This window comes from Paraburkholderia piptadeniae, from assembly GCF_900007165.1.
GTDB lineage: Bacteria > Pseudomonadota > Gammaproteobacteria > Burkholderiales > Burkholderiaceae > Paraburkholderia > Paraburkholderia piptadeniae.
Genome location: NZ_CYGY02000074.1, coordinates 45,476 through 58,332, shown reverse-complemented (window position 1 = coordinate 58,332; position 12,857 = coordinate 45,476). Strand labels below are relative to the sequence as shown.

The following is a 12,857-nucleotide window of genomic DNA, read 5'->3' as shown; positions in this document are numbered from 1 at the left end:
CGGTAGCCGTCATGCCGGATCAAACGAAACCTGCCGATGTAGCGTCGCGCGTCGGCGCCGACGAGATCGCGTACTCAGCGGCGCTGCTCGATGCGGGACAACTCGTAGCGTTTCCTACGGAGACGGTCTACGGGCTGGGCGGCGATGCGGAGAGTCCCGAGGCCGTCGCGCGTATCTACGCGGCGAAGGGCAGGCCGGCGAATCATCCCGTCATCGTGCATCTCGCGCCGAACGGCGATCCGAATTACTGGGTCGAGCAACTGCCGTCCGATGCACAGCGTTTGATCGACGCGTTCTGGCCGGGTCCGCTTACGCTGATTCTCAAGCGTGCAGCGCATATCCCGGCTGCCGTGAGCGGCGGCCAGGATTCGGTCGGACTGCGCTGTCCGTCGCATCCTGTCGCACAGGCGTTGCTCGAAGCATTCAGCGCGCTGCGCAACGGACATGGCGGCGTGGCCGCGCCGTCCGCGAACCGTTTCGGGCATGTCAGTCCGACCACCGCGCAGCATGTGCGCGACGAGTTCGGCGATACGATTCATGTCCTCGATGGCGGGTCGTCGGATGTGGGTATCGAATCGACGATCATCGATTTGTCGCGTGGGTTTCCCGCGCTGCTGCGCCCGGGTCACGTGACGCCGCAAGATATCGCCGACGTGCTTGGCGAGATGCCGCGCTTGCCGGACGGAACGGATGCAAGCGCGCCGCGCGCGTCCGGCACATTGAAGGCGCACTATGCGCCGCGCACGCCGCTCGCGCTGCTGCCGTTCGACGTGCTCGAACCGATGCTCGCCGCGCGCGCGCCCGACGAGCGCGTCGCGCTGGTCGCGCGTGCCTCGCGCGCGGGACGCTGGGCCGACGCGGATGGCGTGCATTTCGTCGCCGCGCCGGAAGATCCGCATCTCTATGCGCGCGACCTGTACGGCTTGCTGCGAGCGCTGGATCGCGCGAACGTATCGCGCATTCTGATCGAGAAGTTGCCCGATACGATCGAGTGGATCGCCGTCAACGACCGGCTCGGCAGAGCGGCGGCCGCATTCGAGGCGCACGAGTCCTGACCGCTCCACGCTTCGTCCCCAACGCTTCGCGCGCGATGCCCGAAGCCAACGCGCAAAAAAGCCCGACTCACAAAGAGCCGGGCTTTTTCGTATCGAACTAGAGTTCGGGAAGCCGTCGGCGGGAAGCGCGCTCCCGCCAGGCCCCGGGTGCCCGCTTACTTGCCCAGACCCGTCGCCGCGATCTGTTGTTCGACGTAGGTGGCGAATGCGGCATACGCGTGCGTCGTCGGATGGAGCTGGTCGGCGAAGACATACGACTGGTCCGCGCCCGCGACCGTCAGCGTCTGCGGCGAGCAGAACAGCGACGAGCCGAATTGCTGGCCGTACTGCTGCGCCGTCATGCCGCCGACCAGCACCGACGGGTTCGCCGTCGCATAAGCGGTTGCGTTCTGTTCCATCTGCGTGATGTTGCAACCCGTGCCTGTCGCGTTGGTGAAGCCTTGCGACTGGTAGCTGCCGAGCAACTGATGCAGCCAGATGAACGAACTGACCTGAATCACCTTCGTGTCGATGCCGGCCGTCTTCAGGCCATTTGCAACTAGCGTGTTGTATGCGGATACGATGCCCGTGATCAGCGCCGGCAGTTGCGGAGCGTTATTCGCTGCCGCCTCGCCCGTCGCAAGCGGCGTCAGGCCGATGTCCGGCACATCGACCACGACCACGTGCGTTGCACCGTTCGACAGCGTGGTGCCGACGAGACCCACGAAGCTCGCGATCGTCGTCTGAAGCTGCGTTCCAACCGCCGTCCCGATGATCAGCTGCTGTTGCTGTACGGTGGTGGCCGTCGCGAGCTGCGTCTGGAGGTTGGTCATGAACTGCGTGTTTTGGAGCAGCTGCAAGATGTCGTTTGCGCCGCCGTTGATCAGCACGAGCTGATTCGAGTTGAAGCTGCCGTGATCCGTCAGGTATTGCTTGACCTGTGACGTGACGGGCACGGTCGTGGCCGCCATGTTGTTGGGCGCGAAGCCGATGCCGACTGGGTTCGCCACATCGGAGCCGCCCTGCGCGTAACCGAAGCCGCCGTTGGCCTTCAGCGGCACGCCGAAGCCGCCGACGTAGGCGGGCGTCAACGTATCGCCGTAATACTCGGCGACCTTCTGCGTCCACACTTCGCCGGGGTTCGTCGTGAAGCGCCCGCCGCCGAAGTTCGCGGCGATCACGGGCGAATACGTGCCGGCGTCCGACAGACTGTCCCCGAACGACACCACCTGCAGCTTGACCCCGCCAGCCGGCGCGCTGCTCGCGTTGTTATTGTTGTTGTCACTGCCGCCGCCGCACGCGACGAGCGTCGCGAATGCCGCGCACGCGACCGCGATCCGTGCGAGGCGCACGACGCCAGCGTTGTTCGATGCTTGCTTCATAAGGTCCTTATCTCCTCGTATGTATTTGGCCTCGAGCGATCCGTCTCTTGAGCCATCTGATGCAGGCAGTGGCCAGCGTCGTGTGGACGCGGCGACGGCTTTGCAAAAATTTTCCCCTGTTATTCGATTCGTGGCGACTAGACGGCCGCGTTGTTGTTCTGCGGCGTGTGTCCTGCCGATTCAAAAGTGCTTTGTCCGTCGCAAAGACTCGCGTGATACTGCGCGGCCCAGGCAGGCGGCCCGAAGAGCGCGTTCAGCCGGTTGCGCCAGCCGCGCACGCGCACGACATCTCGTGCCATCGACGCCCACTCATGAAACGTCGCCTGCAACGGGTTGTACGTGTGCAGCGGCTCGACGATGCCGTACACGGGCGCCTCGTTGGCATCTTCGTCGACGTAGCTGCCGAACAGCCGGTCCCAGATCACGAGCACGCCCGCGTAGTTGCGGTCGATATAGCGGTCGTTGCGCGCGTGATGGACGCGATGAATCGACGGCGTGTTCAGCACGTATTCGAGCCAGCCGAGCTTGCCGATTGCCTGCGTATGCACGAAGAATTGAAACGCCAGATTGATCAGCACGATGCCGACGATCTGCTTCGGCGGAAAGCCGAGCAACGCGAGTGGAATCCAGAAGACCCACATGCCCGCGACGGGATACATCAGGCTCTGCCGGAACGCCGTCGAAAAGTTCATCCGTTCCGACGAGTGATGCACGACATGCGCGGCCCACAGCCAGCGCACGCGATGGCTGCAGCGATGGAACACGTAGTAGAGCAGATCCTGCGCGACGAACAGCACGGCGAACGACAACCAGCCCGCGTGCCAGTCGAAGAGACGGTAATGCTCGTAGCACCACGCGTAGACGGGAATGACGAACAGCCAGGCGAGCTTGTCGGCGCCTTGATGCATCAGCGCGAGCGCGGTGTTGCACAACGTGTCGCGCCAGCTGTAGATGCGCGCTTCGGGATGCGTGCGCCGCGTGCGCCACGCTTCCCAGCCGATGCACGCGAGAAAGACCGGCGCCATGGCGAGCAGGAGCAATTCGGCATCGAATTGCATTGACGTCTCCCTCCGAGGGTCCCTGCGGCCTCCTTCAGGAGGCCGGCATTGTCTTTATTGTTTGCGGCATCGTTCGACGATCGGCGTGCATCGTGTGCGGCTTGCGCGCGATGATGCCCTGCTTGTGCGTGTTTGCCGACGCCATTTTCATACTGCCCGACAGCGTACAACGCCTCGCGACGCGCCGCGCAGCGCTTCGCTAGAAGGAATCCTCAGTGAGCGCCGCGCCGCTGAGGGTTTGTCCTGGTCTTGCGGTGCGGCGCCGCGCTGCGTTCGACAGCGACCGGCGCGGCTGTTTCCGCCAGCATCGTCGAAGGCCCCTGGTACACCCATTCGAGCAGTTCGTCATGCGCGGCGCGCGCCGCTTCCGCGTGCGGATCGTTGATCAGGCTGACGACCACATAGCTCTGTCCATCGGCGGAGGCGACGTAGCCTGCGATCGCGCGCACGTCGCGCAACGTGCCCGTCTTGATGTGCGCATTGCCGTTGACGGGCTTCGACGCCAGACGGTTGCGCATCGTGCCGTCCACGCCGACCACGGGCAGCGAATCGACGAACACCTGCGCGACGGGACTCGCGTTCGCGCTTTGCAGCAGATCGGCGAGTGCGAGCGCCGTGACGTGCTCGTTGCGCGACAGGCCCGAGCCGTTGTCGAGCGTCAGGTATTCCATCGGCATCGCGCTGCGATGCAGGAACGATTCGATGGCCGCCGCCGACTTCGCGGGCGTCGCGGGCGGCTTGCTCGTGACGGCGCCGATCGTCAGGAACAGATTGCGCGCCATCGTGTTGTTGCTGAACTTGTTGATGTCGTGAACGATGTCCGACAGCACCGGGCCCTGGTGCGTCGCGACGAGCTTCGCATCGATGGGCACGGCGCCTTCGCGCGTCGTGCCATTGAACGTGCCGCCCGTCTGTTGCCACAGCGCGAGGAAGCCGCCCGCGAAGAAGGTCGTGTGATCGAGGACGGCCACGTTGACCGTGCGCTCGCCACAGCGCAGCGGATAGTCGCCGACGAACGACGCATTGACGACACCGTTGGAAGCGGGCGTGACGGCCGGCGTCACGAGTTCGCCGCGGCACGGGCCGCGCGTCGCGCGCAGCTCGTTGTCGATCTGCAACTGCGCGAGCGCGGGCAGCACGTCGATCTGCACCTTGCCGTCGTCGTTCGGCGACATCGTGAACGACAGCGACTTGAACGCATACAGCAGCGGATCGGGGCCGACGTTGTACGGCGCGCTCACGTCGTCGTCGAACGCGGGCAGGTCGCGCGTCGACGGATCGAAGAAGCGCTTGTCGAGCACGAGCGCGCCGTCGATGCCCGTGATGCCCGCCTTGTGGATCTTCTGGACCAGATCGATCAGCTCTTCGGGCACGAGCTTCGGATCGCCCGTGCCCTGGATGTACAGATTGCCGTGCAGCACGCCGTTGCCGTCGACGTCGCCTTGCGCATAGGCCGTGGTCTTCCAGCGGTAGTCGGGGCCGAGCATCGACAGGCCCGCATAGGTCGTGACGAGCTTCATCGTCGACGCGGGCATCATCGGCTGACCCGCATTCAGCGCGAGGACGGGCGTGCGGTCGCCGACCTTCTCGACGACGACGCTGATCGACGACAGCGGCACATGCGCGCGCTGCAAGCCCGCCATGACGGGCGCGGGCAATACCGTGGTGACGTTGACGGCGGGATGCTGCGCTTTCTTGCGCGCCTGTGCGGGCGCGGCGACGGCGAGCGCCGAACAGGCGAACAGCACGACGGCGGCGCGCGAGACCGTCAACGATCTGAAGCGGCGTGCGAGCGAACGGGCATACGACGAAACAGGTGAAGCGAAGGCGAGCGGCATGTAGAAGAAATTCGGCGAATGATCAGCGCAAGTCGGTGTCGCGGCGCACCGGCGGACAACGCAAACGCAGCGCGGCAAGCACCATGACAAGCAGCGTGGAACGAACGGCCTGGAAAGGCAAATGCAAGCACCGGCAAGCGAAAGAGACCGCACGCCCGATGCAAAAGCGCTCATTGTAGAGAGTTGCCGTGACACCGAGAACAAAATGATGAGACGCGCGCAGTGCGGCGTGTAGCGCGCGCCACGCCGCGTCCGGCGGCGCATCGCGAGGACATGCAGCCTGCATGCATCGGCCATGTGCGCAGCGCTCGGGCGCTAGAATGCTGGCATTGGAAAACCATCCCGGAACACGACGGCGGAACAGCCGGAACGGATACAAAGCGATGCGCATACTTCTCGTTGAAGACGACCGGATGATCGCCGAAGGCGTCCGCAAGGCGCTGCGCGGCGAAGGCTTCGCGGTCGACTGGGTGCAGGACGGCGAGTCCGCGTTGAGCGCGGCGGCGGGCGAGCCTTACGATCTCGTGCTGCTCGATCTCGGCTTGCCCAGGCGCGACGGCCTCGACGTGTTGCGCACGCTGCGCGCGCGCGGCCATCAATTGCCCGTGCTGATCGTCACCGCGCGCGATGCCGTCGCGGATCGCGTGAAAGGACTCGACGCCGGCGCCGACGATTATCTCGTCAAGCCGTTCGATCTCGACGAACTCGGCGCCCGGATGCGTGCGCTGATCCGCCGCCAGTCGGGACGCAGCGAATCGACGATACGCCACGGCAATCTGACGCTCGACCCCGCGTCGCATCAGGTGACGCTCGATGGCGCGCCCGTCGCGCTGTCCGCGCGCGAGTTCGCGCTGCTGGCCGCGTTGCTCGCGCGGCCGGGCGCCGTGCTGTCGAAGAGCCAGCTCGAAGAGAAGATGTACGGCTGGGGCGAGGAGATCGGCAGCAATACCGTCGAGGTCTACATCCACGCGCTGCGCAAGAAACTTGGCGCCGAACTGATACGCAACGTGCGCGGTCTCGGCTACATGATCGCGAAGGAAGCCTGACACGATGCGTTCGATTCGCCGTCAATTGCTGTTCTGGCTGCTCGCTATCGTGTTGCTCGGCGTCGGCATTGCGGGCTGGCTGATCTACCGTCAGGCGCTCGCCGAAGCCAACGAACTGTTCGATTACCAGCTGCAGGAAATCGCCGCCGCGCTGCCCGCCGAGCCGTTCTCGCAAGTGCTCAGCTCGCGCGATACGGGCGACGAAGGCATCGTGCTGCAGATCTGGAATCGCAACGGCGTGCTCATGTACTACTCGCATCCGCGCGCGCCGCTCGCGCCGCGCGCCGAGCTCGGCTTTTCGACGGAGCGCACCGAGCGCGGCGACTGGCGCGTGTATGGCGCAATCGTCGGCGATAACGTCGTGCAACTCGCGCAGCCCGTGTCGGTGCGCAACCGGCTCGCGGCGAACGTCGCGCTGCGCACGCTGTGGCCGCTGATCGTTTTGCTGCCGTTGTTGGGCGTGGCCGTGTGGGGCGTCGTCGGACGCGGGCTTGCGCCTTTGCGGCGCGTCACGGGCGCGCTCGACACGCGCCACCCCGAGGCGCTCGACCCGCTGCCCGATTCGCGTCTGCCGCTCGAAGTGCAGCCGCTCGTCCGTGCGTTGAACGGTCTGCTCGAGCGACTGGCGGGCGCGCTCGATACGCAAAAGGCCTTCGTCGCCGATGCCGCACATGAGTTGCGCACGCCGCTCGCCGCTGTGCAGATTCAGGCCCAACTGGTGGCGCGCGCGCACGACGAAACGGAGCGCCGCGAAGCGCTCGACGATCTGCAAGCGGGCGTCACGCGTGCGACGCGTCTTGCCGAGCAGCTGCTCGCGCTCGCGCGCTCCGAACCGGATGGACACGCGGCAACAGCCACCGTCGATCTCGACGCGCTGATCCACGAATGTGTCACCGCCTATCTGCCACTCGCGCAGGAGCGCCGCGTCGATCTCGGCATCGAGGCGAGCGAACCGGCCACCGTCCCCGGCGATGCCGAAGCGCTGCGCGTGATGCTCAACAACCTGATCGACAACGCAACCAAATACACGCCGTGCGGCGGGCGCGTCGATGTATGTCTGCGCGTCGAGAACGGCAGGCCCGTCGTGCAGATCGCCGATAGCGGTCCGGGCATTCCACCCGGCGAGCGGGACCGCGTGTTCGACCGTTTCTATCGCGTCGGCGCGGGCGTGAATCGCGCGCGCACGGACGTGTCGGGCAGCGGTCTCGGGCTTGCGATCGTGAGGCGCATCGCGCTTCAGCACCACGCGGCCGTCACGCTCGACGATGCACCCGCCGGCGGCCTGCAAGTCAACGTGCGTTTCTGAATTTGCCGCCCGCGCAAGGCTTGCATCCCGTTAGCGTTGTTTAAGATTGATTTAAGTGACGCCACGTACTCTTCGAGACATCAGAGTCCAATCTCTCCCAGTCAGGAGTACGCGATGAAAGCAAGAATGCTGACCCGAGGCGCCGTTGCAGCGGCCGTCGTTATCGCCTTGTCGGCGGGCTACGTCGCCGGCCACCGCAACGTGCCCGCTCCGCAGGTGATCTCGCCCGCGCAGGCCGCCGCGATGATGCCCGCCGAGGCCGCGGCGAAAACGGGCATTCCGGATTTTTCGGGCCTCGTCGAAACGTATGGTCCCGCCGTCGTCAACATCAGCGCGAAGCACGTCGTGAAGCAGGCGTCGATGCGCGGCAACGGCAACGGCAATGGCAACGGCCAGTTGCCCATCGATCCGAGCGACCCGTTCTATCAGTTCTACCGCCACTTCTTCGACCAGATGCCGGGCATGCAAGGCCCGAATGGTGGTGGCGGCGATGATGGCGGCGACCAGCCGAGCGCGAGCCTCGGTTCCGGCTTTATCGTCAGCGGCGACGGGTACATCCTGACGAACGCGCACGTCGTAGACGGCGCGAACGTCGTCACCGTGAAGCTCACCGACAAGCGCGAGTTCAAGGCGAAAGTGGTCGGCGCGGACAAGCAGTCGGATGTCGCAGTCCTGAAGATCGACGCGAAGGATCTGCCGACCGTGAAGATCGGCGATCCGCGCGCAAGCAAGGTCGGCCAGTGGGTCGTCGCGATCGGCTCGCCGTATGGCTTCGACAACACGGTGACGTCGGGCATCATCAGCGCGAAGTCGCGCTCGCTGCCGAACGAGAACTACACGCCGTTCATCCAGACCGACGTGCCCGTGAATCCGGGTAACTCGGGCGGACCGCTCTTCAATCTGCAAGGCGAAGTGATCGGCATCAACTCGATGATCTATTCGCAGACGGGCGGTTTCCAGGGCCTTTCGTTCGCAATCCCGATCAACGAGGCGATCAAGGTCAAGGACGATCTCGTGAAGACGGGTCATGTGAGCCGCGGACGTCTCGGCGTCGCCGTGCAGGGCATGAACCAGACGCTCGCCGATTCGTTCGGTATGAAGAAGCCGCAAGGCGCGCTCGTCAGCTCGGTCGATCCGGGCGGTCCTGCCGCGAAGGGGGGCTTGCAGCCGGGCGACGTGATCCTGTCGGTGAACGGCACGGACGTGACGGATTCGTCGGACCTGCCGTCGCAGATCGCGGGCCTCAAGCCGGGCACGCAAGCCGATGTCAAGGTATGGCGCGACAAGTCGACGAAGGACGTGAAGGTGACGATCGGCTCGCTGTCGGATGCGAAGGTCGCGTCAAACGACGATAGAGGCCCCGCGCAGATGCAAGGGCGCCTCGGCGTCGCCGTGCGTCCGCTGACGCCGGCGGAGAAGAGCAGCGCTTCCGTCTCGCACGGTCTGCTGGTGCAGGATGCGGGCGGCGCGGCGGCCAGCGCGGGCATCCAGCCGGGCGACGTGATTCTGGCCGTCAACGGACGCGCTGTATCGAACGTCGATCAGCTGAAGCAGGCGGTGTCGGCGGCGGGCAACAGCCTCGCGCTGCTGATCCAGCGCGACAACGCGCAGATCTTCGTGCCCGTCGATCTCGGCTGACGATCAGATGACAATCGGGCTGATGCTGGACTGACGATCGGCTGTGACCGGTAAAAGCTGCCGCTCCTGGAAAAGGGCGGCAGCTTTTTTTCGTGGTCGCGCGCAATGCGTGCCGGCTGTGCAGGCGCCGATTTACGGCGCGGAGAGGGAATGACGGGAATGACGGCAATGGCGAACAAACGGGCATACAGCTTGCGTGCATACGCTCGTCAGGACTGTTTGGGATCGCCCCAAAAGGAGCCACGCAATGATCCATCGTCGTATCCCCGCACGCGCCGTGACGGCCGCGGCTGCGACAGTTCTCACGCTCGGTCTCGCGGGCGGCGCCTTCGCACAGCAGGCGAGCGAAACCACGGGCGGCAGCACCACGGATAACACGAGCGCGGGCAACGTCAACGGCGGCGGCCTGCCGCAGGTTCAGCAGCAGGGCGACGTGTCGTACACGTCGGGCGGCGTCGGTCTCGACGAATCGAAGGCACTGCTCGCGGCGCAAAGCCAGTGGCCTTTGTCGCTGCGCTTCACGGGCCCCGGTTCAGACTACCTCGCGGACGTCAAGGTGAAGATCGTCGATGCGCATAGCGCCGACGTACTCGACGCGACTTCGCGCGGGCCGTACATGCTGGTCAGGCTGCGTCCCGGCCGCTACACCGTGCACGCTTCCTACAAGGATCTCGACCAGTCCAAGGCCGTCACGGTGCCGGCGAGCGGCACGGCCAAGGCGGGGTTCTACTTCGCCACGCAGTAAGCGGGCCGGAATTGCCCGCAAAGCTCGCCGGGAACGACGGCAGGCGGGCGGGCTGCGAGGCTGTGCAACGCGCGGCCCGACGCATGCCCGAAGGCTTGCCCGAGACCGCGCCGAACGCCCTTTCCGCACGCGGCGTGGGCGCGGCGCAACACGTGCGCGCCGGCAATCGGTAGAGACCCCATCCAGCCAACGAAGGTCGCGCAATCCCCCGGCGTTTGGTCAATAATGAAGCCACGCCACGAACACGCTCGTCGCTTCGCCGCATCCAGGGTCGCCATATCGAAGCGAAGCCGGCGCTGCGTGGCCGAGGGAGACGCGCCCCGCAGAATCACAACGAGGCGGCGCGTGCCGCGAGTGCCGGGCTGACGGTTCAGCCATGCGGCCAGTCGGACAGGACAAGCACGTGCCCATCAGCGGAGCGGACGACATGAACGATGCCCCAGCTAGCGGAAGCGCCGACGGCGCGGACGGCGCCGATGCCGTACGAGGCGGCCACCCCGGCGATGCGTCCGGTGGTGCGCCAGCGCACGGCGGGCATGGGCGGGCGCCCCATACGATCCGTATCACGACCAACCGGCACCGGGTGCGCGTGATCCACCAGGGCGTGACATTCGCGGATACGTTCGGCGCGCTCACGCTGAGCGAAACCGGCTATCCCGACGTGTTTTATTTTCCCCGCGCCGACGTGAACATGGCGCGGCTCGAACGATCGACTCATCAATCGCGCTGCCCGTTCAAGGGTGAGGCGTCGTACTTTCATCTTCGCACCGAAGACGAGGTCATCGAAAACGCAGTCTGGAGTTATGAAAACCCGTTAGAAGAGGTCAAGCAGATCAGGGGTTATCTGGCGTTTTACGCATCGCGCGTCGACCGCATCGATCAGACGTCCTGATCCCGCAGTCGCGCGTATTTCGGGGAGGCTGCCATGGAATTGAACGACGCGTTGAGGGTGCCGCTCGCGCCGTCCGAAGTCTGGGACGCGCTGCAGGATCTCGCGTTGTTGCGCGCGAGTCTCGACAACTGCGAGTCGCTGCGCCGGCTCCAGGGCGGCGAATATCTGCTGACGATGACCGTGCCGCTCGGACCATTGCGCGCGCATTACCAGATTCGCGCGCACGTTGCGAGCGAAGACGGCCCGGATAGCGACAAGCCGCACCGCACGCTGAATTTCAAGGCGCGCGCGGAGGGTGTCGGCTCGCTGCGCGGACAGATCGACGTATCGCTGCGCACCGACGATGCGCTTCATTTGCCGGGTCGCGGCCCGAGCACGCGCATCGACTATTCGGTGTGGGCGACCGCGACCGGGCCGCTCTCGGAACTGCCCGCGCGCCAGATCGAAAATGCGCTGCACGAGCTCGCCGACGATTTCTTCACCGAGTTCTGCGCGGTCGTTCAGGCGAAGCACGGCAAGGGGCCGAATCGCGCGACGGCCACGCAGGGGCGCCGCCAGCATGTGTTCCTGCGGCCGATCAGCTTGAGCGGCGTCGCACGCCGGGCGCGGCTGCACGACCACCATCACGGCGGCACGCTGACGGGCCGCGCCGCGCATTCGCTCTTGCACGGCCTGCATCACGAGCACGATCCGCACGTGCTGCCCCACTGGGCATGGGCCGCGATGATTTTCTTCGTCGCGCTGCTGCTCTATATCGCGCGGTACTTCACCCAGGGCTGACGGCCTTAGTAGCTGTCGGCCCGGCGAATCGCGGGCTGTGTCGGCCGCGCGTCACACGCCGCGAAATTCCCGCCGCCATGCGGACGGCGATGTCCTGAACGCGTCGGTGAAATGCTGACGTAGCGAAGCCGTCGAGCCGAATCCCGCCATCCCCGCAATCGATTCGATCGACTCGTCGGTGCTCTCGAGCAATTGCTGCACGCGGGTAAGCCGTTGCGCGAGCAGCCACGCGCCGACAGTCGTGCCCGTCGCGGCCTTGAAGTGACGCGTGAACGTGCGGCGGCTCATTGCGGCGCGGCTGGCGAGCGAATCCAGCGTATGCGGCGCGTCGAGCGAGCCGTTCACCCAGTCGAGCAGCGCGGCGAGACGATCGCCGCGCACGTCTTGCGGCATCGGCTGCTGCACGTATTGCGCCTGTCCGCCTTGACGATGCGGCGGTACGACGAGGCGCCGCGCGACATAGTTCGCGCTTTGCGCGCCGCACAGCTTGCGCACGACATGCAGGCAGCAGTCGAGTCCCGCCGCCGTGCCCGCCGACGTGAGGATGTCGCCGTCGTCGACATACAGGACTTGCGGATCGACCTTCACCTTCGGGAAGCGGCGCGCGAAGTCGCCGGCCCACGCCCAGTGCGTCGTTGCGGGGCGCCCGTCGAGCAGGCCCGCGGCGGCGAGCACGAACGCGCCGAGGCACAGGCCGACCAGTTGCGCGCCGCGCGCGTGAGCGGCGCGCAATGCGTCGAGCAGCGCTATGGGCGGATCTTCGTGCGGATCTCGCCAGGTGGGCACGATGATCGTGTCGGCATCGGCGAGCGCTTCGAGGCCATGCGTTGCGGCGATCGAGAAACCGGCTGTCGTCGACAGCGGGCCAGTCTCGATCGAACAGACGCGGAAATCGAAAACGGGCACGCCGCCGTCGCTGCGATCCTCGCCGAAGACGACGCAAGGCACGGACAGGTGAAATGGGCTGATGCCGTCGAAGGCGATCGCGGCGATCACATGCCTGCGCGGCTTTTTCGCCGTGGCGTTGCGGGTGGCGGTCTTGACGCGGCGAGGCGTGGGGACGGCAGCGTTGGGAAAAACAGAACGGGAAGCGTGGCGGGCCATTCGTGGCCTCCGGAGCGGAAATGCGAATGACCCA

Annotated in this window: 12 protein-coding genes; 7 read left to right on the top strand and 5 right to left on the bottom strand. The window is 65.8% G+C overall.

From position 1 onward, the window contains the following. The first annotated feature begins 11 nt into the window (after positions 1-11). Positions 12-1,055, top strand: a complete 1,044-nt coding sequence (locus BN2476_RS34995) for an L-threonylcarbamoyladenylate synthase (RefSeq protein ID WP_087738772.1) — start codon at positions 12-14, stop codon at positions 1,053-1,055. 155 nt (positions 1,056-1,210) lie between these two features. Here the strand turns inward: BN2476_RS34995 and BN2476_RS34990 are convergent, their stop codons facing one another. The 4 genes from BN2476_RS34990 to BN2476_RS34975 all read right to left on the bottom strand — a co-directional run bounded on the left by BN2476_RS34990 (position 1,211) and on the right by BN2476_RS34975 (position 5,703). Then, positions 1,211-2,416, bottom strand: coding sequence for an SGNH/GDSL hydrolase family protein (locus BN2476_RS34990; RefSeq protein ID WP_087738771.1), 1,206 nt, complete (start codon positions 2,414-2,416; stop codon positions 1,211-1,213). Positions 2,417-2,553: 137 nt separating this feature from the next. Continuing rightward, entirely contained in the window at positions 2,554-3,474 is a 921-nt protein-coding gene (locus BN2476_RS34985) for a sterol desaturase family protein (protein WP_087738770.1), read from the bottom strand. Positions 3,475-3,686: 212 nt separating this feature from the next. Then, complete coding sequence (gene dacB / locus BN2476_RS34980) at positions 3,687-5,312, bottom strand: D-alanyl-D-alanine carboxypeptidase/D-alanyl-D-alanine endopeptidase (RefSeq protein WP_087738769.1); 1,626 nt, start codon at positions 5,310-5,312, stop codon at positions 3,687-3,689. Between the two features lie 22 nt (positions 5,313-5,334). Next, positions 5,335-5,703 carry a hypothetical protein gene (locus BN2476_RS34975; RefSeq protein ID WP_087738768.1) on the bottom strand — a complete coding sequence of 123 codons (369 nt, stop codon included), beginning with the start codon at positions 5,701-5,703 and terminating at the stop codon, positions 5,335-5,337. Here BN2476_RS34975 and BN2476_RS34970 point away from each other — a divergent pair. The 6 genes from BN2476_RS34970 to BN2476_RS34945 all read left to right on the top strand — a co-directional run bounded on the left by BN2476_RS34970 (position 5,696) and on the right by BN2476_RS34945 (position 11,719). After that, positions 5,696-6,358, top strand: coding sequence for a response regulator (locus BN2476_RS34970; protein ID WP_087738767.1), 663 nt, complete (start codon positions 5,696-5,698; stop codon positions 6,356-6,358). The two genes, BN2476_RS34975 and BN2476_RS34970, sit on opposite strands and share 8 nt — an antisense overlap. Positions 6,359-6,362: 4 nt before the next feature. Then, positions 6,363-7,664 (top strand): ATP-binding protein, encoded by a 1,302-nt coding sequence (locus tag BN2476_RS34965; protein ID WP_087738766.1) that lies wholly within the window; start codon positions 6,363-6,365, stop codon positions 7,662-7,664. A gap of 114 nt (positions 7,665-7,778) precedes the next feature. Continuing rightward, positions 7,779-9,302 (top strand): DegQ family serine endoprotease, encoded by a 1,524-nt coding sequence (locus tag BN2476_RS34960; protein ID WP_087738765.1) that lies wholly within the window; start codon positions 7,779-7,781, stop codon positions 9,300-9,302. A 247-nt stretch (positions 9,303-9,549) separates the two neighbouring features. Further along, complete coding sequence (locus BN2476_RS34955) at positions 9,550-10,047, top strand: hypothetical protein (protein ID WP_087738764.1); 498 nt, start codon at positions 9,550-9,552, stop codon at positions 10,045-10,047. 427 nt (positions 10,048-10,474) lie between these two features. Beyond that, the gene (locus tag BN2476_RS34950) at positions 10,475-10,939 is read left to right on the top strand and encodes a DUF427 domain-containing protein (RefSeq protein ID WP_087738816.1); all 465 of its coding nucleotides are present in this window, start codon (positions 10,475-10,477) and stop codon (positions 10,937-10,939) included. A gap of 33 nt (positions 10,940-10,972) precedes the next feature. Further along, positions 10,973-11,719, top strand: a complete 747-nt coding sequence (locus BN2476_RS34945; RefSeq protein WP_087738763.1) for an SRPBCC family protein — start codon at positions 10,973-10,975, stop codon at positions 11,717-11,719. 51 nt (positions 11,720-11,770) lie between these two features. Here BN2476_RS34945 and BN2476_RS34940 read toward each other — a convergent pair whose 3' ends face one another. Further along, on the bottom strand, positions 11,771-12,823 hold the full coding sequence (locus BN2476_RS34940) for a helix-turn-helix domain-containing protein (RefSeq protein WP_235851098.1): 1,053 nt from the start codon (positions 12,821-12,823) through the stop codon (positions 11,771-11,773). Between the last annotated feature and the right edge of the window lie 34 nt (positions 12,824-12,857).